The following is a 23,786-nucleotide window of genomic DNA, read 5'->3' on the forward strand; positions in this document are numbered from 1 at the left end:
GATCGCTCCCCCCGTTTCGTTAAGCGAGAATTGGGCTATTGCTCAGAGCCAGTAGCAGATGCGCTTTATCATGGGCCGGATTGAGCGCCAGCAGGGTGTGGATGCGTTCGCTAAAGGCGTGGCGCTCGCCCAGACCCAGATAGCCCAGCGCCTCGACAAACAGGCAGTGCTGGCGATGACGCTGTTGCGGGTCGCTGTCCAGCACCACCAGATCCGGCAGGGAGACTGCGAAGAAATCGCTCTCCACCGGGTCGTTCTGATGCTGTTGTCCCCAGGCGATAAACTGGCGGAAACGGGTGTCGGCCTGCTCGCGCTCGCCGAGGCGCTTTTGCGCCATCGCCTGCCAGAACTGATAATCCACCGGCTGATCGTTGTAATAGCGCCCGGCATCAAGGCCTGCGTCGCCCTGAATAGCCTGCCGCCAGGCCGCATTGGCGTGCTGGGTTTCCTGCTGCTGTTCGGCGCACCAGCCCAGCAGATACCAGATGTCGTTATCGGTTTGCCCGGCCAGACGGCCTTCGCCAAGATTGAGCGGGTAGTGCAGCGCCTCTTTCAACAGGGTTTGCGCGCTGTGGTAATCACCGTGGTGAATGGCCTGTAACGCCCGGCGCTGCTGGTTAATCAGATACTGACCGGTAACCTTGCCTTCACCGCCTTCCCAGGGATGGAAAGTGCGTTGCGCCAGCACCGCGTGGGCCTCGGCGGTTTTGCCGTGGATATGCCACAGGCTGAGCAACTCAGCGGTGAGATCGTCGCGCAGCAGCGCCACGGGCTGATGTTTTTCCAGCAGGGCCAGGCGCGTTGCGGTGGGGCGGCCCAGCTGTTTGTGCAGATAATCCAGCTCGAACAGCAGGCGCGGGTTTTCCGGCTCCAGCTCCGCCGCTTTTCGCAGCGACGCTTCCGCCTGCGCGGCGTCGTGCTGTTTATTCCAGGCCCAGATACCCAACAGGCGGTGAACAGCGGCAAAGTCAGGCAACTGCTGGCGGGTGAATTCCCAGCAGGCTACTGCTTCGGCATATAGCCGTTTGCTGTAGTAAAAACAGCCCAGCAAGTATTGGGCGAAGCCGTCCTGCGGCAGTTGGCGCAGCATCTCTACTTCATCCACCAGATTCGGAAAGCGCACTTTAATCGTAAAGTTGGCTTTGGCCTGCGCCAGCCACGTTTCGCGCTGTGTGATGTCTTCCGTAAGCGCCGCACGCCACAGCAGCGGCAGGGTTTCCCGGTTATTCAGCAGCGCCAGCAGTTCGCGCGCCTCGGATGTCATCCCCAGAGTGACCAGCCAGCCCGCCAGCACCGAGGCGTTAACGCCGCGCTGGTTGGTGATCTCAAGGAGTTGAGTAAGCGCTTGTTCACTTTGTGAAATGGCGTAGCGAGCATAGTGCAGCGCGTAGCTCAGCGGGTAGTCGGCAAGCTGCTGCTCGGTATAACTTAACGCGTCATCGCGCCGACCGTTTTGCGCCATCAGCAGCGCATTCAGCGCCATCGCCAGGTTATTGCTGGCGTTGAAGCGCAGGCTCTGCTGGCAGAACGCCAGCGCTTTGGCGCTATCGCCCCGGCGCAGCGCCAGGCGGGCCAGGTCATAAAACGCCGCATCCCGGCAGTTTCCGCTCCAGCTGGCTTTGAAATAGTGGTCGTATGCCGCATCGAGCTGGCCCTGTTTTTCCAGCGCCGCGCCCAGCAACTGGCTCGCCTGGCCGCACTGGGGGTTTTTGTTCAGGCGGTGCGCGCGTTTAAGCGCCGCTTCGGCATACGCCTGGGCCTGCGGCCATCTGGCGCGGTTAAACTCCAGCGTTGCCAGCGCGACGTTGCAGCGGTAATCGTGCGGGTCGAGTTCCAGCGCCCGCAGGTAGTAGTCGAACGGGGAGCGGCTGGCGTGCAGGTATTGCTCCAGATGCTGGCCGATAAAATAGAGTTCATCGCCGTTGGTTATCTCTCCAGGCAGCGCCGGGGCGCTGGCGGGATCGGGCAGCGGGGTTGCTTCGGCGATATGCTCAAGGTAGTGCAATATCAGCTGGCCGTTGGCGTCGCGTAAGGTCAGGGTCAGACGCTCCGGGAAATTATCAGCAATCGCCTCCTGCCACGCCTGCGCCGGGGTTAATGACAGCGGCTGCTGCCAGGCTACGCTGCCATTATGTGACAGTTCCAGCGTCACGTCGTTCAGCGGCGCGATGGCGTAGACGCCGAGATGCAGCTGCCCGTTGTGGCGCTCCAGCTTGATCGCTGCCTCGGTGCTGGCATTCTGCACTGTGCCGAGATGGCTGTACGGCAGGAAGTTCTGGACAAACACTTTTTCTTCAAACGGGGCAATCCAGGTAAAGTCCGGCTGGTTGTCGGTAAATACCCCGGTCATCAGTTCAATATAGGGCCCATTTTCATCGGTGAGATTGCGATCCCAGGCCTGGCCGAAATCGCCATAGCCCCAGCTCCACTGTTTTTTGCCCGGCGATACATGATGGTCCGCCACATGCAACAACCCGCCGTTTTCCCCATGGTGCCAGGCGCCGACAAAATCGTAATCCGACTTATCCGCCATATAGGAGGTGGGAACCGGGATGTTTTTGTAGCGCGAGATATCTACGCCCGCCGAGTAGTCCACTTTGTAATAGGTGCCGTGAGCAATCGGGAATGAAGAAACGTCGCGCTTGCCGTGGTCGAATACCGCGGTAACGTCCGGTGGGAAGACGCTTTGATGATCGTCGCCGCCCTTAACCGCCGGGTTTGCCCACCACAGGAAGTGGCGCGGGGTGGCATTGGGGTTGAATATTTTACCGGTGATTTCAATCAGCGCTTTATGCGGATAGAGGGTAAAACCGGTCATCACCTGCAGGCCGCGCATCGGCTCAACTTCACCCAGCCAGACGGTTTGCGAGCCGTCGTCGTTGGACTTGATGGTAACGTCCACCGGCATAAAGGTGGTGGGGCGATGGTGCTGCGGCCAGTTGAACTCGATCCCGCCGGAGATCCACGGGCCGACCAGCCCGACCAGCGCGGGTTTGACCACCTCGTTGTAGTAGACAAAATCGCGCTGCATCACCTTATCCCACGCCCGGTGGATACGCCCGCCCAACTCAGGCAGCAGCATCACCTTGATAAAGTCATTTTCCAGATACACCGCCTGGTAGATTTTCTCTTCGCGCTCGCCGGTCAGCGTATCAATGACGCCCCAGGGATACACCGCGCCGGATGACCCCTGATAAACGCGTTTTTCCAGAAACATTGGGTTGGGATCTTCCTGACCCGTGGTCCATGTCGGTAGGGAAATGCTCTCGCGCCAGACCTTCACATCGCCGTACATGTGCGTCTCTCCAGTAAAAAAATAACAGTGAAATAAGGTATGCTGTCATTCTGGACAACAAATTCGTGGCGGTAACACGCAGTGGTCACGTAATACAGTTAACGGAGTTAAGTGAAGTGACTAGCGTTGGGCTGAATAATCAGCGGGTGCGGCAGTACAACAAAAAGGCGCTAATGACGCTGATTTGGCAGGAAAAAGTAGTCAGTAAATCGCAGCTGGCGCGCCAGACCGACCTGTCGATCCCGGCGGTCAGTAATATTCTCGATGAGCTGGTGGAGGAGGGGCACCTGGCCCATTCGCAGCAGGCGTTGAGTAAACGGGGGCTGAGCAGCGGCAGCTATCAAATCCCGTTAACCGGGCCGCTGACCCTGTGCCTGAATGTGACGCCGACCACGATTGAAAGCCAGCTGGCGGATCAGCAACTTTCGCCGCTGGGGGAGTACGCCAAAACCCACGTTGATGCGCCGCACCCGCAAGCCCTGCTGGCGGCGATGCTGAGGATTTGTCATCAATATGCCAAAACATACAGCGGCAACACCTTTCGCCTTGCTGTCGCCATCCACGGCCAGGTGGACCCGGTGACCGGCGTGTCGCAAACCATGCCCCAGGCCCCGTGGAAAACGCCGGTAGAAATTAAATATCTGCTGGAAGAGAAGCTCAAATGGCCGGTGCTGGTGGATAACGACTGCGTGATGCTGGCACTGGCGGAAAAGTGGCAGAACCCCAATCGCCAGCAGGATTTCTGCGTGATCAACGTTGATTACGGGATTGGTTCGTCGTTCGTGATTAACCGGCAGATTTATCGCGGCAGCCTGTACGGCAGCGGCCAGATTGGTCACACCATTATCGACCCGGATGGCATGGCCTGCACCTGTGGCCGCTACGGCTGCCTGGAGACAGTGGCTTCCCTGACGGCGCTGAAAAAGCAGGCGCGGATCTGGTTTAAAAGCCAGCCGGGCATGGGCGATCAGGATATCGACAAGCTGACCACCGCGCATCTGCTGACCCTGTGGCGGCAGCATGATCCCATGGTGGAACAGTGGATAGAAAACGGCGCGACCACCATCGGCCTGAGCCTGTACAACTTTCTCAATATCCTGAATATCAACCAGATTTGGTTTTACGGGCGCTGCTGCGAGTTTGGTGAGCGCTGGCTGGCGGCCATTACCCGGCAGATCAGCACCAACCCGTTCGACCCGGCGGACCCGACGCGGGTTAACGCCACGCGTGTGGCTTTCGGGGAACTGAGCCGGGCCCAGCAGATTATGGGGATCGGTTATTTGTACGTGGAGAAGGCGCTGGAGAATTTTTAAAAAACGTGCTGGCGGCAGTTGAGTGCGCGCCGTCCAGCACGTGTGCTAATTAAAACACCAATTACGCAGCCGCCAGTGGCTGCAATTTAATGCGATCCAGCGGACCGACAATAAATACGTAAGAAATCAGGCCAATCAGCCCCATCGAACCGACATACAGAATGGCGTAATCAAAAGAGCTGGTGGTGGTCAGGATATAGCCAATCACCAGCGGAGTGATGATACTCGCCAGGTTGCCACACATATTGAATACGCCACCCGCCACGCCCAGCACTTCTTTCGGCGAGGTGTCGCTCAGCACGCACCAGCCGAGATTGCCGAAGCCTTTGGCGAAGAACGCGATACTCATCGCCGCCACGACAATCACTTCCGACTCGGTGTAGTTAGCGCTCACAATCACGCAGGAGAGCAGCATGCCGCAGATAATCGGCACTTTGCGCGCGTATGTCAGGCTGTGGCCTTTACGCAGCAGGTAATCAGAGAACATGCCGCCGATTAGCCCGCCGGCAAACCCGGCAATCGCGGGGATAGAGGCGATTAAACCGACTTTGAGGATCGACATCCCTTTGGCCTGATACAGATAGGTCGGGAACCAGGTCAGGAAGAACCAGGTGATGGAGGTGACGCAGAACTGGCCGATATACACGCCAATCATCATGCGGTTTACGCACACCTGTTTTAACTGCGCCAGCGAGATTTTTTGCTTCTTCTCCTGTTTGCCTAATTCCGGCTCGCCGCCGCCCTGTTTAATATAATCGAGTTCCTGCTGATTAATTTTTTTATGCTTAAACGGATCCTGGACAAAACCCAGCCAGAATATGCCCAAAATAATGCCAATACCGCCGATATAATAAAACACATAATGCCAGCTTAAATTATGCAGAATAATGGTCATCAGTGGCGTAACAATGCCTAAAGAAATATACTGCGCCGCCTGGTAAACCGAGGTGACGAAGCCACGCTCTTTATTCGGGAACCACTGTACGCTTAACCGGCTGTTGGCCGGGAAGGCCGGCGCTTCAATCGCACCCATCAGCAAACGCAGGGTGACCAGCGCCATTAGCGGCGTGGCGAACAGGTAAATCGTGCCCTGGAGCATGGTCACCAGCGACCAGCCAATCAGCGCCACGCCGTACACCAGCCGGGAACCGTAGCGATCGAGCAGCCAGCCGCCGGGTATTTGCATAATCACGTAAGAAATACCAAATGAGGAAAACGCCAGCCCCATCATTTCCGGATCGAAAGCTAATTCTTTACTCATAAACGGCGCAACCACAGAAAGCGTGGCGCGGTCGGCATAATTAAATACGGTGGCTAAAAATAAAAAAATTAAAATCGAATAACGAACATTGGTCTTGGCCTTGAAATTATCCATGGAAGATAACTCCTGAGTAGGATGATTAATATCAGTAGAGGTAAGGAATATTCAGGGTGGATAATGCCCGATCTGCTGCCGTTATTGATTATCCACCCGAACTCATTAAGGCTGTTTACCGAATTCGCATTCCAGCACCGTCCATCGACGAGCCTGTTCGCTGATGGTAAAGCCCAGACCGTGGCGGTCAGAAACATGCATCCGGCCATCGCGCAGTTCGAGCTGCTCGTTGAACATCGGGTTCAGCCACTCGAAGTGTTCCAGCCACGGCTCGATAGGGTAGGCCGCCGCCAGATGCAGGTGCACTTCCATGGCAAAATGCGGTGCCAGTTTACGGCCATGTTTAGCGGCCAGATCCATGATTTTCAGGAACGGCGAAATGCCGCCGACGCGCGGCGCGTCCGGCTGGACGAAGTCGCTGGCGTTGCCAAGGATCAACTGCTCATGTTCGCGGAAGCTGGTAAGCATTTCACCGGTGGCGATAGGGGTGTCCAGCGCGGCGGTCAGCGCGGCGTGGCCTTCCACGTCATAGGCGTCCAGCGGCTCTTCAATCCAGATCAGGTTGAAATCTTCCATTTTGCGGCCCATGCGGATGGCGGTTTCCCGGTCCCACTGCTGATTTGCGTCGACCATCAGCGGGAACGCGTCGCCCAGTTCTTTGCGCACGGCGGTTAAGCGGCGGATATCCTCCTGAGTGTCAGGCTGGCCCACTTTCAGCTTGATGCCGCCAATGCCGCTTTCGCGCGAAATCGCCACGTTCTTAAGCACCTGATCCAGCGGCGTATGCAGGAAGCCGCCGGAGGTGTTGTAGCACTGCACGGAGTCGCGGTGTGAGCCGAGCAGTTTTGCCAGCGGCAGACCGGCGCGTTTAGCTTTCAAATCCCACAGTGCGATATCGATCGGGGAGATCGCCTGCACCGCCATGCCGCTGCGGCCCACCGACGCGCCCGCCCACAGCAGTTTGGTATAGATTTTATCGATATCGTTTGGATCTTCACCCAGCAGATTATCGGCGATCTCCTTAGCGTGCGCGTAAATCCCCTGGCCGCCAGCCCGTTTGGAATAGCTGAAACCCACCCCTTCAAAGCCGTCGCGGGTGCGAATTTCAGCAAAAATAATCGCGACTTCGGTTAACGGCTTTTGACGACCGGTCAAGACCTTCGCATCGCTTACCGGCGTGGCCAGCGGCAGAAACGAAAGGGAAATTTTTACCCACGCAATACGGTCGCCGGTTTCGGCAGCCGTTTTGGCATTAGTCACTTTGGCGTAGGTCACAGCCTGGGAGTTAGCGCTATCGATCATAAGAGTCTCCATTAACCCTGTGGTTTAAAATGTTTGCGCTAACATTTTTAAATCCGTTGTCATGTTAGCGCTATCTTTCAGGGTGTGAATTGCGATTCAGATCGCAAACATGGGCTTAATTGATCGCTTTTTGTGAGGTTAATCGAGAATTTTCGCAATGGAATAGCGGATTTTTCTTTATTAATGATTGCGCAATCATTGGCGATGTCTCGCAATTCTGGAAACAGTGGGATAATTAACCGATAATGACCGCCGTTTTCACGCGCCATGAGAGGACGGTTGTTGAATTGAAAAGTGAACGAAACGCCAGAAAGACGGCATCCCGCGCGCCGACGCTCGAAGATGTCGCCCGCGCCGCTGGACTGTCGCCCATGACGGTAAGCCGCGCGTTGAATACGCCGAATATCGTTCGCCCGGCCACCGTGGCGAAAGTGATGGAAGCGGTGAAAGTGACCGGATACATCCCCAATCTGTTAGCCGGTAGCCTGGCGTCGCGGCGCAGTAAGTTGATCGCCGTGGTGGTGCCGCAAATTAACAACAATATGTTTGTCGACACCGTGCAGTCGTTAAGCGATGAGCTGGCGGTACGGGGCTATCACATGCTGTTGTGCGTGGCGGGGTATAGCCATGAAAGCGAAACCGATATTGTCTCGACGCTGCTTTCCCGCCGCCCTGACGGCATCGTCTTAACCGGCATCCATCACAATACCGAGCTGAAAAAGGCGATCATCAATACCGGGTTGCCGGTCGTGGAAATCTGGGATCTTACCCCCACGCCCATTGATATGCTGGTGGGGTTCTCCCATGAGAAAATCGGCAATGCTATTGGCGAGTACTTACTTAACAAAGGCCATCGGCGGTTTGGTTTTATCTGGACCGATGATAAACGCGCCATGCTGCGTAAAAAGGGCGTGCTGGATGTGCTCATCCGCCATGGAGATTGCCAGTGGCGGGAGGCGTTGGTGCCGCTGCCCGCGACCATGGCGCTGGGGCGCAGCGGTCTTGGCGCACTGTTAGAAACCGACCAGACGTTTGACGCCATTATCTGTAGTTCAGACACCCTGGCGCAGGGGGCAATTTTCGAAGCGCAGACCCACCAGTTGCGCGTCCCGCAGGATATCGCGGTGATGGGCTTCGGCGATCTCGATTTCGCCGCCTGTAATATTCCGGCAATCACCACCGTCAATATCGACCGCTGGAAAATCGGTAAAGACGCCGCCACGCTGCTGGCCGATAAGATTGAAGGACTGCCGGTGGAGGAGGGGATTGTGGATATTGGGTTCAGGCTGATGGAAAGGGAATCAGCGTAGCAAAAAGGCGCCTGTCAGGCGCCTTTTTGCTGTTCAGGAAAGCAAATGCTAATCGAGCTGGTGTTTTTCCCGCTCTTTTTTGCGCCCTATGAGATCCATGTCTTGCTCTTCAAGACATAACTGAGCGAGTTTTTCGCCGTCTATCGTTGCCCAAAAATCTGAGACACGTTTTATCGCTGCTTGTAAATTTTTTGGATCAATTTTGATTTTTATCGTTGATTCACTCATGGCTCCCCCCTGGTTGAAATTATCCTCAAAAGAGCATTCTAAGTAGGGTTTGTCTATTAAACAACCAGCCCCTGAGATCCTAACCTGGCTCTCAGGTAATGAAGTACATCTGTCACATCAGCTGAAATTTTAGCGTGATCATGCCATACCTGAGCGAAGCTATAGGCCGCGTAGCGTGGCCGCGCCTCGGTGGTGGGATCCTGGATGAAGATATCGTCCAGCCCGAGAATTTCACAAAAATAGGTTGAGTAAATCAGTGCGATTTTCAGAGTTTTGCCTGACAGGGCCGATCTCTTATGTTGAATAAAATTCTCCAGCATACAGAGAGAAAATTGCCTTCGGCAGCTATCGTATTTGCAAAGGATCACGGCGTGAACAGGCTCTGTTTCGTCGAGTTCATTAACCCTGATAGTTAAATCCAAAATGCTGTCTATGAAACTATCTCTGTACCGATCCATCGCCCACTTCCAGTTAAGTACACTGTTCAAGTTCCCGGCGTTAAGAAGCTCCTTTTGTTGATTATTCAGCGTATGTAGCGAAACGTCTTTCCAGCCGAGGCGCTGAATAATCTGGTTAGTCATAGCGATACAGAGTTGATGGATTTCTAAAATCGAAAGTTCTTCCATGAAGGTGGTCCCTGTTTTAATGGTTCCTCTACAAACACCTCACGATTAACAGGGTAATCAAACGCCCTTCCAGACCCAACCGTCTGGCCTTGTATATTTCAACAATGGAATTTCTCTCGTAAAAACCCGCTTTCTCGTGATGGGGCTCCGCCTTTACGCGCTTCGCAACGTCATTACACGCGCTCGCCGAAACCGAAACCAACCGAAAGAACTCTTTCCTTTAAACGTTTCACTTTCGTTTTCTTTTTTCGCTTTGACCATTTTTGTGATGCCTATCGCAAACAAAAGAAAGTAAAAGGGTAATGATAGAAACCAGAGAATCAATATTTTTCAAATTTGCAACATAAAGGAAATCAAATGAAAGATATCATACATAAACATAAATCAGGGCAACCTGTTGGTATCTGTTCAGTCTGTTCTGCCCATCCGTTGGTCATAGAGGCGGCGCTGCTGTTCGATCTGAATAGCGATCGCAAAGTGCTGATTGAAGCGACCTCCAACCAGGTGAACCAGTTCGGTGGGTACACGGGAATGAAGCCGGAGCAGTTCCGGGATTTTGTGCTGGCGATTGCCGATAAAGTGGGCTTCCCCCACTCGCGCCTGATCCTGGGCGGCGACCATCTGGGCCCCAACTGCTGGCAAAGCGAAGACGCCGAAAGCGCGTTACTGAAATCGGAAGTTCTGATTGAACAATACGTGCGCGCCGGGTTTACCAAAATTCATATCGATACCTCCATGTCCTGCGGCGACGATCCGGTTCCACTGCTGCCGGCTACCGTCGCCCAGCGCGCAGCGCGTCTTTGCCAGGTGGCGGAGCGCGTGGCGACCGACGAGCAAAAACAGCACATCACTTATGTGGTGGGGACGGAAGTACCGGTACCGGGCGGTGAGAAAGCCGCTATCCAGTCGGTACACATCACTACGCCGGATGCGGCGATGGAAACCATCCAGACCCATTACGACGCCTTCGCCAAACTGGATTTGCATGACGCCATTGAGCGCATCATCGCCATCGTGGTGCAACCGGGGGTGGAGTTTGACCACTCTTCCATCGTTCACTATCAGCCGGAACTGGCGCGCGATCTGACGAAAGCAATCGAAAGCACCAGCCTGGTGTATGAAGCCCACTCGACCGATTACCAGACGGCAGAGGCTTACAAAGCGCTGGTGCGCGACCACTTTGCGATTCTGAAAGTCGGCCCGGCGCTCACTTTCGCCCTGCGTGAAGCCATGTTCGCGCTGGCAATGATTGAAAATACCCTGGTCGCGCCGGGCGAACGTAGCGAACTGGTTTCGGTAATCGACAATGTGATGCAGGACGAACCGGGCTACTGGAAGAATTACTACAGCACGCTGCATTCAAAGGCGATGATCGACCTGCACTTTAGCCTGTCAGACCGTCTGCGTTACTACTGGCCGCATCCGACCATCAATAAAGCCGTGAACAAAATGTTCGCCAACCTGGAAAGCGTGACGTTGCCGCTGGGAGTGATTAGCCAGTACTTCCCGGAACAGTTCCAGCGCATTAACGCGAAGCAAATTCCCCTGACGCCGAAAAACCTGGTGTTGTTCCGTATTCAGGATGTTCTGCGCCTGTATGCCTATGGTTGCGACCCGGAATAAGGACATCAACATGACAACCATGAAAGAGATAGTGATCCCGGAAAATAACCAACTGGAAATTCGTGAAACCGAGATCCCCGAATACGGCGAATATGATGTGCTGGTCAAAGTCATCTATTCCGGGCTATGCGGCTCCGATATTCCGCGTATTTTTCACCACGGCGCGCATTTTTACCCGGTGCGCTTAGGCCATGAGTTCTCGGCCAGGGTAGTCGCGACCGGCAGCAAGGTTAGCTCGGTAAAAGAAGGCGACAACATTTGCTGTGTACCCTTGATCCCCAATTTCTCAGCGCCGGAATGCCAGCGTGGATTTTATTCCTTAGGGAAGGGGTATTCATTTGTCGGCTCCCGTCTGCCGGGCGGCAATGCGCAATACGTCACCATGCCGGAAAGCAGCTGCTTTTTATTACCGGAAGGCGTAACGCCGTTGCAGGGCGCATTTTTTGAACCCGTCACCGTGGGCGTGCATCCGATATTAATGGCGGGCGGTTGCCAGGATAAAAATGTCATTGTGTTGGGCGTCGGCACCATTGGCTTACTGGCGATGCAAAGCGCCAAAGCGCTTGGCGCTAAATCCGTCACGGCGGTAGATATTAATAACGAGCGTTTAGAACTGGCGAAGCAACTTGGCGCAGATCACGTTATCAACGTGGCGCAAGAGAATGCGCTGGAAGAAGCCGCGTTCCTCGCTGATATCCGTTTCGACCAGCTCATTCTGGAAACCGCCGGTACGCCGCAGACTTTTAAACTGGCATTAAAAATAGCTGGCCCCCGGGCGCAGGTCGCATTAATCGGTACGCTGCATAAAGACCTCGCGCTGACCTATACCGAATATGAGCAAATCCTGCGCAAAGAATTATGGGTGTTCGGCAGCTGGATGAATTATTCCGCGCCATTCCCCGGTGATGAATGGCGCTTGACCATTGACATGTTCCGTAACGGGCAAATACAAATCGACCCGCTGATTAACTGCATCGTGAATGAAAATGACTATGTCGAGCAGGTGATGGCATTACAGGGCGGTCCGGCAAACGGCAAAATTCTACTGCACTGGGAGTAATCAATGAACCATATTATTAACAGCAGCTATTTGCTTAATCATGCCCGTAAATTTGGTTATGCCGTACCGGCTTTTAATATTCATAACCTGGAAACTATTCAGGTGGTATTAACCATTGCCAAAGAACTGGAATCGCCGGTTATTTTAGCCGGTACGCCGGGCACCTATAGTTATGCCGGGGTGCAGCAAATCATCGCCATTGTGGAATCTATGGCGGCGGAAAATAATCAGCAGGTGGTCGTGCATCTCGACCATCACCATGATTTCGAAGATATTCACAGCAAAATTCGCGCCGGGATCCGTTCGGCAATGATTGATGGCAGCGCCATGCCGCTGAAAGAGAATATTGCTATTACGCGTAAAGTCACCGAATTATGCCATTACTACGGGTGCAGCGTGGAAGCGGAAATTGGTCAACTTGTCGGTCAGGAAGATGATTTGATTGTCGATGAAGTGGCCGATCCTTATACCAACCCGGAGGACGCGCGCTTGCTGGTTGAGCAAACCAACATCGACTCGCTGGCCGTGGCAATTGGCTCGGCGCATGGTCTGTATAAGTCCACGCCAAAGCTGGATTTTGAGCGGTTGCAGAAAATCGCCAAATTAGTGGACATTCCGCTGGTGCTGCATGGCGCATCCGGTATTCCCGATAGCGATGTGAAAAAATGCATTGAATTGGGGATAAGTAAGGTCAATGTCGCCACCGATCTTAAATTAGCTTTCGCGGAAACATTAAAATCCTTTTTCCTTGAAAAGCCAGGTTCTACCGATCCGCGCGAATATAACCAGTTGGCGAAAGCGGCCATGGCCGATGTCGTACGCCATAAAATTATGACCTGCGGCAGCGCCGGGCGTATTTATTCCTGCGCCTAAAAACATATTTGCGATTTTTATTAATACTGGAGCAATCATGCTTAAAAATATTGATCCCCGTCTCTCTCCTGAATTGCTTTATACGCTATATTGTATGGGTCACGGCGACGAAATTGTTTTGAGCGATGCGCATTTCCCGGCTCACTCGGTGAATGAAAATGTTATTCGCGCTGATGGTAATCAGGTGGAACAATTACTAAAAGCAATAATGCCGCTTTTTGAGTTAGACAGCTACGTTACCGATGCTGTTGTAATGATGTCCGCGAGCGCGGGTGATGAATTACCGCCAGGGTTAATTGATGATTATAAATCGGTGTTGCCAAAAAACCAGGAAATTACCTTTATCGACCGCTTTGCTTTTTATGAAAGAGCGCAAAAAGCCAGTTGCGTGGTGATCACTTCCTCAACGCGGAAATATGGAAACATTCTTCTGAAGAAAGGCGTTACGCCAGTGGAATGTTAATCCTCTTATTCTCTTTTTTCCGGAGTTTTTCATGAAGCAAGCCATATTGCAAATGAGAAATATATCCAAATCATTTGCCGGTGTTCACGCACTTAAAAATGTGAATTTCCAGCTACGTAAAGGGGAAGTTCACGCTTTAATGGGCGAAAACGGTGCGGGTAAATCGACATTAATGAAAGTGTTGATTGGCGTACATGCCGCAGATGAAGGGACCATTTACTATAAAGATAAAGAAGTTGCGTTTGATTCGGTGCTGGAAGCGCAGAAAAGTGGTATCAGCATGATCTTCCAGGAACTTAACTTAGTTCCGCATCTTAGTGTGGCGGAAAACATTTTTCTGGCGCGCGAGCCGTTAAAAAACGGGCTGGTGGATTTTGCCTTAATGGAAGAGAAATCCGCTAAATTACTGGAAATGTTTGATATTGATGTTTCGCCAAAAGATATCGTTAACACCCTGTCGGTGGCGAAACAGCAAATGGTGGAAATTGCTAAAGCGCTGTCGTTTGATGTTGAAGTCTTAATTATGGATGAACCGACTTCGGCATTAACGAAAAAAGAAATTGATAAACTTTTCCAGCTGATTGAGAAATTAAAAAGCCGCGATGTTTGTATCGTTTATATTTCTCATCGCATGGAAGAATTAAAGCGCATTTGCGATCATATTACCATTTTTCGCGACGGAACCTATATTTCTGACCATCCATTTGCCGACATCACCATGGATGAAATTATCACCAAAATGGTCGGGCGTTCGCTGGATAATCATTTCCCGACGCGCAAATCACAGGCGGAAGATAAGGTGATTTTATCGATTCAGAACGCCAGCCGTTTCGGCGTCTTTGAAGGTATCGATTTTGACCTGATGAAAGGGGAAATTCTCGGCATCACCGGCCTGGTCGGCGCGAAACGAACCGAACTGGCGCGGGCGATTTTTGGCGCGGAAACGCTGGATGACGGGCAGATAGTTTCTTTCGATAAAGAAATTACCATTACCAGCCCGAACGACGCCATTAAAGCCGGCATCGCCTATTTATCGGAAGACCGTAAGTTAAATGGTCTGGCGGTGGATATGTCGGTGAAAAGCAATGTGATGATGGCGGCGCTGGATAAAGTCTGTAGTAAGTGGGGCGTGATTTCCGGCATCAAAGAAAAAGTGGCATGCGATTTATACATAAAAAAATTAAGTATCAAAACACCGCACATTGAGCAGATTGTTAAAAACCTCAGCGGCGGTAACCAGCAGAAAGTGGTTATTGCGAAATGGTTATTCCGCGACGCCAGGATCATGATTTTTGATGAGCCAACCCGGGGGATCGACGTCGGCGCGAAATATGCCATTTATGAATTACTGGATGAACTGGCGGACCAGGGGATCGGCGTCATCATGATCTCATCAGAACTGCCGGAAATATTGGGCATGACCGATCGCGTGGTGATCATGAAGGAAGGGCAGATGACGGCGGTATTAAAAACCAAAGACACCAGCCAGGAAGAGATCATGCAGTACGCGACAGGAGTGAAAAATATGTACGTCACCGAACAGGAGTTAGCTTAAATGAACGATAAAAGAAAACTTTTATTGCAGAAGTTGACTGCGTTGGGCGGTTTACTGCTACTGATTATTATCTTTTCCTTTACCAGCGACAGCTTCTTCTCCGTCAATAACATCATGACGGTGGGCCTGCAAACCTCGACTATCGCCTTTATCGGTATTGGCGTGACCTGCGTTATTTTGACCGGCGGCATCGATCTGAGTATCGGTTCAGTGGTGGCGCTCTCCGGCGTGGCGGCAGGCCTGGCGGTAAATGCCGGGGTGCCGGTCAGCATGGGGCTGCTGCTTGGCGTGCTGACCGGCAGCGCCTGCGGCCTGGCGAACGGCATTCTGGTGACGACGTTCCGTCTGCCGCCGTTTATCGCCACCCTTGGCACCATGATGATCCTGCGCGGCCTGGCGCTGTACGTCACCAATGCCGCGCCGGTGTCCGGTATGCCGGAATCCTTCGGCGATTTGGGCAACGGCTCGCTGTTCCGCATCGTTCAGGAAGGGGATAACGGTTTACCGCAGGTGATTTTCCCCGGCATTCCTTACCCGGTAATTTTAATGATTGTCGCGGCGGTGCTGTTTACTTTCGCCTTAACCAAAATGCGCATGGGCCGTTATTTATACGCGATTGGCTCTAACGAAGAAGCGGCGCGTTTGTCCGGCATTAAAACCAATCAGGTCAAATTAGTGGCCTACATCATCAGCGGCACGTTTGCCGGGTTGTGCGGCGTGGTTATCGCCTCTCGCCTGGTGACTGCCCAGCCGAACGGCGGGATGATGTATGAACTGGATGCGATTGCCAGTGCGGTGGTGGGCGGCACCTCGTTAATGGGTGGCGTCGGCACCATTCCGGGCACCTTAATCGGTTCGTTTATTATCGGCGTGCTGCGTAATGGCCTGAATATGAACGGCGTATCGTTCTTCGTTCAGCAAATTATTATCGGCAGCGTGATTCTGTTGGCGGTGGCCTATGACCAGATCCGCCAGCGTCCGGCAACCAAAAAATCCGTAAAGCAAAAAGTCAGTAATAAAAAGCCACAGGTTAATCCTTCGGTGAAATGACATTAACCGTAGTACCACTACACATAAGATAATAAGGAACACGTTCATGAAGAAATTAGCAACATTTGCAATGCTGGGTTTGGCGGCGGCAATTTCGATGAGCACATCGGCTGCGTTCGCCAAATCAAATGAAATTGCGGTTATCGTTAAAACGGCTAACTCTAACTTTTGGCAAAACGTGAATAAAGGCGCCACGGACGCGGGTAGCGAATTTAAAGACAAATATAAAGTGACCTTCCAGGGCCCGGAAGCGGAAACGCAGGTCGCCGAGCAGGTGAATATGGTGGATAACGCCATTAACCGCGGCGTATCCGGTATTGTCCTTGCGCCGTCCGATCCGGACGCGTTGATCCCGGCGGTGAAAAAGGCCTGGGAAAACGGTATTCCGGTGGTGCTGATTGACTCCTCATTAGGCGAAAAAGGCGCAAAATATTACCAGTCCTTCCTCTCTACCGATAACCGTAAAGCGGGCGCCCTGGCCGCACAGAAATTGATTGAAGCCAACGGCCAGGAAGGGAAAGTCAGCGTGATGTCCTTTACGCCGGGCGCAGGCAGCGCCATTGAACGTGTCGGCGGCTTTACCGACGTGATTAAAGCCGATTCGAAATTAAACATGATTGGCCCCTTCTATTCCCAGGCGGACATGGCCACGGCGCTGAACCAGACCATCGACGCGCTCTCCTCCAACAAAGATATTACCGCACTGTTTGGGGCTAACGAGCCGACTGCGGTCGGTATGGCGCGCGCCATTAAACAGCTGGGCTATAGCGGCAAAGTGGTGGCCGTCGGTTTTGACGGTAACGCCGCGCTGCAGCATTTCGTCCGTGACGGAACCCTGAACGGGATTATCGTTCAGTCCTCTTATCAGATGGGTAAAAAAGGCGTTGAGACCATCGACCATATTCTGAACCAGCAAAAAGTCGACAAAGTCATCGATACCGGCGTGGTGTACATCGATAAAAACAATATCGATTCCCCGGAAGCCCAGGCTGTTCTGTATTAATTCACGCCGTTCATCGGGCTGCTTAAGCGGCCCGATGAACGGGAATAACGATAACTTCTTCATAGAGCCGTGAGAAATGAGCAACTTATCAAACGTAGTCGCACCCGCGCAGGAAGCCATTCCTTATAAAACCTTAGCGAATGGCTATAAGATCCCCGGTATTGGCATGGGCACCTTCGGCTCTGACCGTTTTACCGCACAACAGGTGGCAGAGGGTGTATTTCACGCCGCCGAAGCCGGTTTCCGCTTCTTTGACTGCGCTTCGGTCTACGGCAATGAAAGTATGATTGGTGAGGTCTTTGCCAGGATCATGCAAAGCGGCGTGAGCCGTTCTGAGCTGTATATCGACTCGAAAGTCTGGAATGACCAGCATGACGACGTGATCGCCTCGTGCAAAAAGTCGCTGGCGGACCTCAAACTCGACTATCTCGATCTGTATTTAGTGCACTGGCCGTTCTCTAACTATCACGCGCCTGGCTGTAGCGTGGATTCCCGTAGCCCGGACGCGACGCCTTATTCCCACGAGCGCTTTATGAAGACCTGGGCGCAAATGGAGCAACTGGTGGAGATGGGCCTGGTGCGAAGCATCGGCACCTCCAACATGACCATTGCCAAAATGGAACTGCTGCTGCGCGACTGCAAAATCCGCCCGGTGGTTAACGAAATGGAAATCCATCCGCATTTTCAGCAGCAGGAACTGTATGACTACCTGGTCGCCAGGGAGATCCAGCCGATCGGCTTCTGCCCGATTGGTTCGCCGATGCGTCCGGATCGCGACCGCACCGAAGACGATACTTGCGATATTGAAGATCCGGTGATTGTAGAGATTGCAAATCGCCTGGGTGTTCATCCGGCGATTGTCTGCATCAAGTGGGCGGTGCAGCGCGGCCATATCCCGATCCCGTTCTCGGTTCATAAAGATCAGATCTACGGCAACATCACCTGCATTACGCAAGACCCGTTAACCGATGAGGAGATGGCGGCGATTGCCGGTATCGATCGCAATAACCGGTTAATCAAAGGTCAGGTGTTCTTATGGGAACACGCCAAAGGTTGGGAAGACCTGTGGGATCTTGACGGCGTTATCGTCAAATAACCCACGCGACACTGACTCTTCACCGGGGAATTGACTATGTATCTGGGCATCGACTGTGGCACGCAGGGCACCAAGGTTTTACTGTGGGATGCTGAAATGGAACGGGTGGTGGCATCCAGCTACCACACCTGTGAGCTCATCAGCGATCGCCCGGGGCAAAAAGAACAGCATCCCGCCGCCTGGCTGGACGCAATAAAAAAAGGGATTCAGGCGGTTATTGCCAACGCGGCGATCGCGCCTGAGCAGATTGCGGCGATGGGCGTATCCGGACAGCAGCACGGTTTAGTGCTGCTGGATGAACAGGATGCGCTTATCCGCCCGGCAAAGTTGTGGTGCGATACCGAAACGGTGCCGGAACTGAACGCATTTTTGACGCGGTTTCACGCCGCGAAAGGCGCACCGGTGGCCCATTTCACCGGCATCCATATTCCCGTCGCGTTTACGCTCGCTAAGTTATTGTGGGTGAAAGAGCATGAGCCTGAGGCGTATCAGCGCATCGCGAAACTCTTTCTGCCCCATGAATATGTTAATTACTGGCTGACCGGTCGCTACTGCGCGGAATATGGCGATGCATCGGGCACCGGCTGGTTTGATACTTTTAACCGCCGCTGGTGCAAAGAGGTGGTGGACGCCATCGATCCGCTATTGATGGCGAAACTGCCGCCGCTGATTGAAGCTCATCAGCCCGCCGGGTTTCTTTGCGCCGCCAGCGCCGCGCTGTTGGGGCTGCCGGAAGGTATCCCGGTTTCCAGCGGCGGCGGCGACAATATGATGTCCGCCATCGGCACCGGCAATATTGAACCCGGCATTCTGACCATGAGTCTCGGCACCTCGGGCACGTTGTTTACTCACGCCGCGCAGCAAATCGAAACCCAGCAGCATCCGGATATTAACGCCTTCTGTTCCTCCTCCGGCGGCTGGTTGCCGTTGGTCAGCACCATGAACGTGACCAACGCCATCAATGCCTTTCGCACAGTGATGGATATTCCGCTGGCGGAATTTGAAAATTATCTCATTAACAGCGAGCCGGGGGCAGGGGGGCTGTGGTGCTACCCGTGGCTGAACGGCGCGCGTCTGCCGAATCGCCCGGACGCTACCGCCAGCGTAATGGGCATCACCAGCCGCAATTTTAATAAAGCCAATTTATTGCGCAGCGTGGTGGAAGGCGTGACCTTTAAACTGTGTAAAGGCATCGAAATATTCCAGCAGTGCGGATTGCATTTCGGGCAGCTGCGGGTGATTGGCGGCGGGGCCAATAGCCGGGCCTGGTGCCAGTTAATTGCCGATATCAGCGGCATTGAGGTCATCCGCCCAACGGTAAGCGACGCTGGCGCGTTAGGCGCGGCATTACAGGCCCGTTGGTGCCATGAGAATATTCAGCAGCCAGGCGACATGATTCCGCTGCACGGGATATTACCCGCATCACTGCGCGATATTGGGCGTGACGTTATACTGCCCTGTCCGCAGCAGCGGGCGATCTATCAGCCCATTTATGATCGCTATCATCAAAATATGCCCACATAAAAACAGCGGGGACGCGAAACGATGCATCTGGTGGAACGAAGGAATCAAATTCTGGCCGCGCTGACGGAAAAGGGCAGTGTGCAGGTGGCGCATCTGGCAAATAAGTTTGGTATTTCCGAGGTCACTATCCGCAACGATTTACGGGAGCTGGAAACCCAGGGGCTGCTTATTCGTTTTCACGGCGGGGCGACTAATCAAATAAATAACTGGGCGCTGACCGGAAAGCCCAACGGGAATAGCGATAGTCATAACGAAGTGAAACTGGAAGACCGCGCGCTGCTCTCTGCCGATGCGAAAACCCGCATCGCCAATGCCGCCGCGCGCCTGGTTTCCACCGGCAATAGCGTGATTATCGACAGCGGAAGTACCACCTTAAAAATTGCCCAACAATTAGCGGATGCCGCCGATTTAATCGTCGTCACTAATAATTTACCCGCTGCGGAAGTGCTGTCGATTAATCAGCACATCACGCTGGTGCTATGCGGGGGAACGTTTCGCCATAAAACCCGTTCTTTTCACGGTATGCATGCCGAATCGGTATTAAAAGGCATCGTTGCGGATTATCTGTTTATTGGTGCCGACGGTATTGATATTGATAAAGGCATCACCACCTTTAACGAGGGTTATGCCATCAGTAAGGTTATGGCGCGAGCGGCGAAAAGAGTGGTGGCGGTACTTGATTCAACCAAATTTGGCCGGATTGGTTTTAATCCGGTATTGCCGATTAGCGATATTGACATATTAATTACTGATGATGGCATCAGCCGTGAAATAGTCACACTGCTGGAAAGCAGAAATATTGATGTGATTATTGTTTAACGTCGCCGCGTTATTTGTCACATAAAAAAGCCGGTCAGTGAAAACTGTCCGGCTTTTTATCATCAGCTAACGCTTAGCCCATTGCGGTTTCCCGCAGATGGCGTTTTAGCTTGTTGTACTCATTGATCACGTACTGCTCTGCCGCATGTTGATCGGCAATCGGTTCAACGCGCACCGCACAGTACTTGTACTCCGGCGTTTTGGTAATCGGGCTGAGGTTTTCCGTTACCAGCTCATTACAGGCGCCAATCCACCACTGGTAAGTCATATATACCGCGCCTTTGTTCGGGCGATCGCTCACCTGAGCGCGGGTAATGACTTTACCTTTACGTGAATTCACCCACACCAGCGCTTCATCCTGAATGCCCAGCCGGGCGGCATCGGCGGTGTTGATCTGGGCGTAGCCCGGTTCATCCGCCAGCGCGGCCAGCGCGGCGCAGTTGCCGGTCATGGAACGGCAGGAGTAGTGGCCCACTTCACGCACCGTCGACAACACCATCGGGTATTCGTCATTCACGCGATCGAGCGGTGGCGCCCAGTCGCAGGTGAAGAGCTGACCCAGACCGTTGGGCGTGGAGAATTTCTCCTCGAACAGATAGTCGGTTCCCTGATCGGCCTCGGAGACATCACGGCACGGCCACTGGATATAACCCAGCTCACCCATTTTCTCATAGGTGGCGCCGTAGAAGTCCGGGCACAGTCCGCGCAGTTCATCCCAAATCTCTTTGGTGTTGTTGTAGTGCATCGCATAGCCCATACGGGTGGCGATTTCACTGATGATCTGCCAGTCGGTTTTCAGATCCCACTTCGGTTCCACCGCTTTAAAGAAGCGCTGGAATCCGCGGTCGGCGGCGGTATATACCCCTTCATGTTCCCCCCACGAGGTGGACGGCAAAATCACATCCGCTTGCGCGGCGGTTTTGGTCATGAAGATATCCTGAACGATCACCAGATCCAGCCCTTCGAAGGCTTTGCGCACCGCTGACAGCTCGGCATCGGTTTGCAGCGGATCTTCGCCCATGATGTACGCCGCGCGCACTTCGCCATGCTCAACGCGGTGCGGCAGTTCGCTAATGCGATAACCGGTATGCGCTGGCAACTCAGCCACGCCCCAGGCTTTGGCGAACTTCTCCCGGTGTTCCGGGAACTTCACGTACTGGTAGCCCGGATAGGTATCCGGCAGCGCGCCCATATCGCAGGCACCCTGAACGTTGTTTTGCCCACGCACCGGGTTGACGCCCACGCTCGGCTTGCCGAGGTTGCCGGTCAGCAGCGCCAGGCTGGTCAACGAGCGTACCGTTTCCACACCCTGATAGAACTGCGTCACGCCCATGCCCCACAGGATGGTGGCACGTTCGGATTTCGCGTACATCCGCGCGGCCTGGCGGATCTCACTGGCTTTTACGCCGGTGATCTCTTCCACGGATTCCGGCGTATAGCCTTCAACGATTTTGCGATACTCTTCGAAGCCTTCAGTACGCGCCGCGACAAACGCGTGGTCATACAGATCTTCTTCGATAATCACATGGCCCATGGCGTTTAACAGCGCGATATTCGAGCCGTTTTTTAACGCCAGGTGCATATCGGCAATACGCGCGGTTTCGATTTTACGCGGATCGCAGACAATCACTTTCGCCCCTTTCTGTTTCGCCCGGATCACGCGGTTGGCGACGATCGGATGAGAATCAGCAGGGTTATAGCCAAACACAAACACTAAATCAGCATCTTCGATGCCAACGATGGAGTTACTCATCGCGCCATTACCGACCGACTGGTGCAGACCTGCAACCGATGGGCCGTGTCAGACACGTGCGCAGCAATCGACGTTATTGGTTCCAATAACGGCGCGCGCGAATTTTTGCATGATGTAGTTGGTTTCGTTGCCGGTACCACGGGACGAACCGGTGGTCATAATGGCGTCCGGACCGTATTTGGCTTTGATGGTACTGAGCTTATCGGCGACATACTTCAGCGCCTCATCCCAGGAAACGGCTTCCAGCTTCCCGCCGCGTTGGCGACGGATCATAGGCGATTTAAGGCGTGGCGTCAGGATCTGGGTGTCATTGATAAAATCCCACCCGTAATACCCTTTCAGGCATAAATCCCCCTGATTGGTCTTACCCTGCGCCGGTTCCGCCTTAACGACTTTGCCATTATCGACGACGAGGTTGATCTTGCACCCCGACGCGCAATACGGGCAAACCGTGACGACTTTTTTCATCCTGGCTCTCCAGTTAATCGTGTTCTTGCAAAACGTCTTTACCTTCTCAACGACTCTTTAATGCATAATCCATGCCACAAAGATTGTTTTGTTTAATGCGTTGAAATTGATAGATAAATAAAACGGGCTGATGAGCGATGGGGAGAATTCGACAAAAGTGTCATGTCATTATTATCACTTTGACCCGCATCGACAGACGGCCTGACATGGCATCCTAACCCCGACGCCGACGGAGACGCTTTGATGTAGAGCGGTATCAGGGGAGGTTAAAACCTCCCCGGGGGGATAAGTAAAAGGGAAAGGGAATGCGAAGTACTAAAGATGAAAGCCCATCTGTTGCCCTGTGGGCAGTTTAATATTGATGCTTAACTCACCGCCGAGCGCATCGACATAACGTTTGAGCGTGGAAAGCCGTAAATCATTCTGCGGTTTTTCAATTTTAGCGAGGGTGGGTTGCGAAATTCCCAGAATTTGCGCCAGTTCGGTTTGCGAAATATTCAGCGCCTCCCGTAACGCATTCAGGGCAATTTCATGACGAATAATGTCCGCTTTCTCGAGGATGCGCCGTTGGCTTTCCTGGCTCTCTTTAGCCATGAGTTGTTTAAGTGTGGACATCATTTTTCTCCTCTTGCGATAGATAACGACGATATTCCGCTTCGGCCTGGCGGATCATCGTTTTGTAAAAAAGCTTTTCGTTCACGCCTGTTTTATCGCCAGCGCAAAGTACGACGGCGCGGCGCAGTGGATCGAAAGCAAAAAACGCACGAACAGGATTTCCTTCATGTTGAATACGTAGCTCCTTCAGATTCGGGAAAATGGAACCATGAAGCGTATCGACATAAGGGCGTCCCAAATGGGGACCAAACTCCTCAAGAATATGCATTGCTGCCAGTACATCTTCACGTAATCCCTGGTTCTGTGCGAACAACCACTGATCAAAAACATCGGTAGTGATGACTTCCCACATGGTGCCACTCCATAGCAAATAAGCTATAGCAAAGTTATAGCTTTTTGGCTATGGCTACTATGCGCAAATTTCTGACTTTTTTA

At 53.2% G+C, this 23,786-nt stretch carries 20 protein-coding genes; 12 read left to right on the forward strand and 8 right to left on the reverse strand.

Annotated elements, in window-relative coordinates; all coding sequences use genetic code 11:
- Positions 1 to 19: 19 nt before the first annotated feature.
- On the reverse strand, positions 20 to 3,295 hold the full coding sequence (locus FHW74_RS18280) for a DUF5107 domain-containing protein (protein WP_183171776.1): 3,276 nt from the start codon (positions 3,293 to 3,295) through the stop codon (positions 20 to 22).
- Between the two features lie 116 nt (positions 3,296 to 3,411).
- Between FHW74_RS18280 and FHW74_RS18285 the strand changes: the two genes are divergently transcribed.
- Positions 3,412 to 4,608 carry an ROK family transcriptional regulator gene (locus tag FHW74_RS18285; RefSeq protein WP_183171777.1) on the forward strand — a complete coding sequence of 399 codons (1,197 nt, stop codon included), beginning with the start codon at positions 3,412 to 3,414 and terminating at the stop codon, positions 4,606 to 4,608.
- A gap of 61 nt (positions 4,609 to 4,669) precedes the next feature.
- On the opposite strand, the gene FHW74_RS18290 is transcribed toward FHW74_RS18285, so the two are convergent.
- Positions 4,670 to 5,983: an MFS transporter gene (locus FHW74_RS18290; protein ID WP_183171778.1), complete on the reverse strand. Its 1,314-nt coding sequence runs from the start codon at positions 5,981 to 5,983 to the stop codon at positions 4,670 to 4,672.
- A 105-nt stretch (positions 5,984 to 6,088) separates the two neighbouring features.
- Positions 6,089 to 7,285 (reverse strand): L-talarate/galactarate dehydratase, encoded by a 1,197-nt coding sequence (locus FHW74_RS18295; RefSeq protein WP_183171779.1) that lies wholly within the window; start codon positions 7,283 to 7,285, stop codon positions 6,089 to 6,091.
- A 287-nt stretch (positions 7,286 to 7,572) separates the two neighbouring features.
- On the opposite strand from FHW74_RS18295, the gene FHW74_RS18300 reads away from it, so the two are divergent.
- The gene (locus tag FHW74_RS18300; RefSeq protein ID WP_255459941.1) at positions 7,573 to 8,595 is read left to right on the forward strand and encodes a LacI family DNA-binding transcriptional regulator; all 1,023 of its coding nucleotides are present in this window, start codon (positions 7,573 to 7,575) and stop codon (positions 8,593 to 8,595) included.
- A gap of 48 nt (positions 8,596 to 8,643) precedes the next feature.
- Here the strand turns inward: FHW74_RS18300 and FHW74_RS18305 are convergent, their stop codons facing one another.
- Together FHW74_RS18305 and FHW74_RS18310 are read right to left on the reverse strand one after the other, a co-directional pair.
- Positions 8,644 to 8,823, reverse strand: a complete 180-nt coding sequence (locus FHW74_RS18305; RefSeq protein WP_183171781.1) for a hypothetical protein — start codon at positions 8,821 to 8,823, stop codon at positions 8,644 to 8,646.
- A gap of 56 nt (positions 8,824 to 8,879) precedes the next feature.
- Entirely contained in the window at positions 8,880 to 9,449 is a 570-nt protein-coding gene (locus FHW74_RS18310) for a hypothetical protein (protein ID WP_183171782.1), read from the reverse strand.
- A gap of 357 nt (positions 9,450 to 9,806) precedes the next feature.
- On the opposite strand from FHW74_RS18310, the gene gatZ reads away from it, so the two are divergent.
- The 10 genes from gatZ (at position 9,807) to FHW74_RS18360 (ending at position 20,515) form a co-directional block, all read left to right on the forward strand.
- Entirely contained in the window at positions 9,807 to 11,072 is a 1,266-nt protein-coding gene (gene gatZ, locus FHW74_RS18315) for a tagatose-bisphosphate aldolase subunit GatZ (RefSeq protein ID WP_183171783.1), read from the forward strand.
- 19 nt (positions 11,073 to 11,091) lie between these two features.
- On the forward strand, positions 11,092 to 12,132 hold the full coding sequence (locus FHW74_RS18320) for a zinc-binding dehydrogenase (protein WP_183171815.1): 1,041 nt from the start codon (positions 11,092 to 11,094) through the stop codon (positions 12,130 to 12,132).
- A 3-nt stretch (positions 12,133 to 12,135) separates the two neighbouring features.
- Positions 12,136 to 13,005: a tagatose-bisphosphate aldolase subunit GatY gene (gene gatY / locus FHW74_RS18325; RefSeq protein WP_183171784.1), complete on the forward strand. Its 870-nt coding sequence runs from the start codon at positions 12,136 to 12,138 to the stop codon at positions 13,003 to 13,005.
- A gap of 37 nt (positions 13,006 to 13,042) precedes the next feature.
- Complete coding sequence (gene fucU / locus FHW74_RS18330; protein ID WP_183171785.1) at positions 13,043 to 13,468, forward strand: L-fucose mutarotase; 426 nt, start codon at positions 13,043 to 13,045, stop codon at positions 13,466 to 13,468.
- Positions 13,469 to 13,499: 31 nt separating this feature from the next.
- Positions 13,500 to 15,023: a sugar ABC transporter ATP-binding protein gene (locus FHW74_RS18335; RefSeq protein ID WP_183171786.1), complete on the forward strand. Its 1,524-nt coding sequence runs from the start codon at positions 13,500 to 13,502 to the stop codon at positions 15,021 to 15,023.
- Positions 15,024 to 16,073: an ABC transporter permease gene (locus FHW74_RS18340; RefSeq protein ID WP_183171787.1), complete on the forward strand. Its 1,050-nt coding sequence runs from the start codon at positions 15,024 to 15,026 to the stop codon at positions 16,071 to 16,073.
- A 46-nt stretch (positions 16,074 to 16,119) separates the two neighbouring features.
- Complete coding sequence (locus tag FHW74_RS18345; protein ID WP_161659926.1) at positions 16,120 to 17,076, forward strand: ABC transporter substrate-binding protein; 957 nt, start codon at positions 16,120 to 16,122, stop codon at positions 17,074 to 17,076.
- Between the two features lie 76 nt (positions 17,077 to 17,152).
- Complete coding sequence (locus FHW74_RS18350) at positions 17,153 to 18,172, forward strand: aldo/keto reductase (RefSeq protein WP_183171788.1); 1,020 nt, start codon at positions 17,153 to 17,155, stop codon at positions 18,170 to 18,172.
- A gap of 36 nt (positions 18,173 to 18,208) precedes the next feature.
- Positions 18,209 to 19,696 carry a xylulokinase gene (gene xylB / locus FHW74_RS18355; protein WP_183171789.1) on the forward strand — a complete coding sequence of 496 codons (1,488 nt, stop codon included), beginning with the start codon at positions 18,209 to 18,211 and terminating at the stop codon, positions 19,694 to 19,696.
- Between the two features lie 21 nt (positions 19,697 to 19,717).
- On the forward strand, positions 19,718 to 20,515 hold the full coding sequence (locus FHW74_RS18360) for a DeoR/GlpR family DNA-binding transcription regulator (RefSeq protein WP_183171790.1): 798 nt from the start codon (positions 19,718 to 19,720) through the stop codon (positions 20,513 to 20,515).
- A gap of 73 nt (positions 20,516 to 20,588) precedes the next feature.
- Here the strand turns inward: FHW74_RS18360 and fdhF are convergent, their stop codons facing one another.
- The 3 genes from fdhF to FHW74_RS18375 all read right to left on the reverse strand — a co-directional run bounded on the left by fdhF (position 20,589) and on the right by FHW74_RS18375 (position 23,703).
- Positions 20,589 to 22,736 carry a formate dehydrogenase subunit alpha gene (fdhF, locus tag FHW74_RS18365; RefSeq protein ID WP_183171791.1) on the reverse strand — a complete coding sequence of 716 codons (2,148 nt, stop codon included), beginning with the start codon at positions 22,734 to 22,736 and terminating at the stop codon, positions 20,589 to 20,591.
- Between the two features lie 315 nt (positions 22,737 to 23,051).
- Positions 23,052 to 23,351, reverse strand: coding sequence for a helix-turn-helix domain-containing protein (locus tag FHW74_RS18370; protein ID WP_183171792.1), 300 nt, complete (start codon positions 23,349 to 23,351; stop codon positions 23,052 to 23,054).
- Positions 23,338 to 23,703, reverse strand: a complete 366-nt coding sequence (locus FHW74_RS18375; protein ID WP_183171793.1) for a type II toxin-antitoxin system RelE/ParE family toxin — start codon at positions 23,701 to 23,703, stop codon at positions 23,338 to 23,340. Before FHW74_RS18375 ends, FHW74_RS18370 begins: the two co-directional genes overlap by 14 nt.
- Positions 23,704 to 23,786: the final 83 nt, after the last annotated feature.

The sequence above is a fragment of the Atlantibacter sp. RC6 genome (genome assembly GCF_014193285.1).
In the GTDB taxonomy this organism is placed as follows: Bacteria; Pseudomonadota; Gammaproteobacteria; order Enterobacterales; family Enterobacteriaceae; genus Atlantibacter.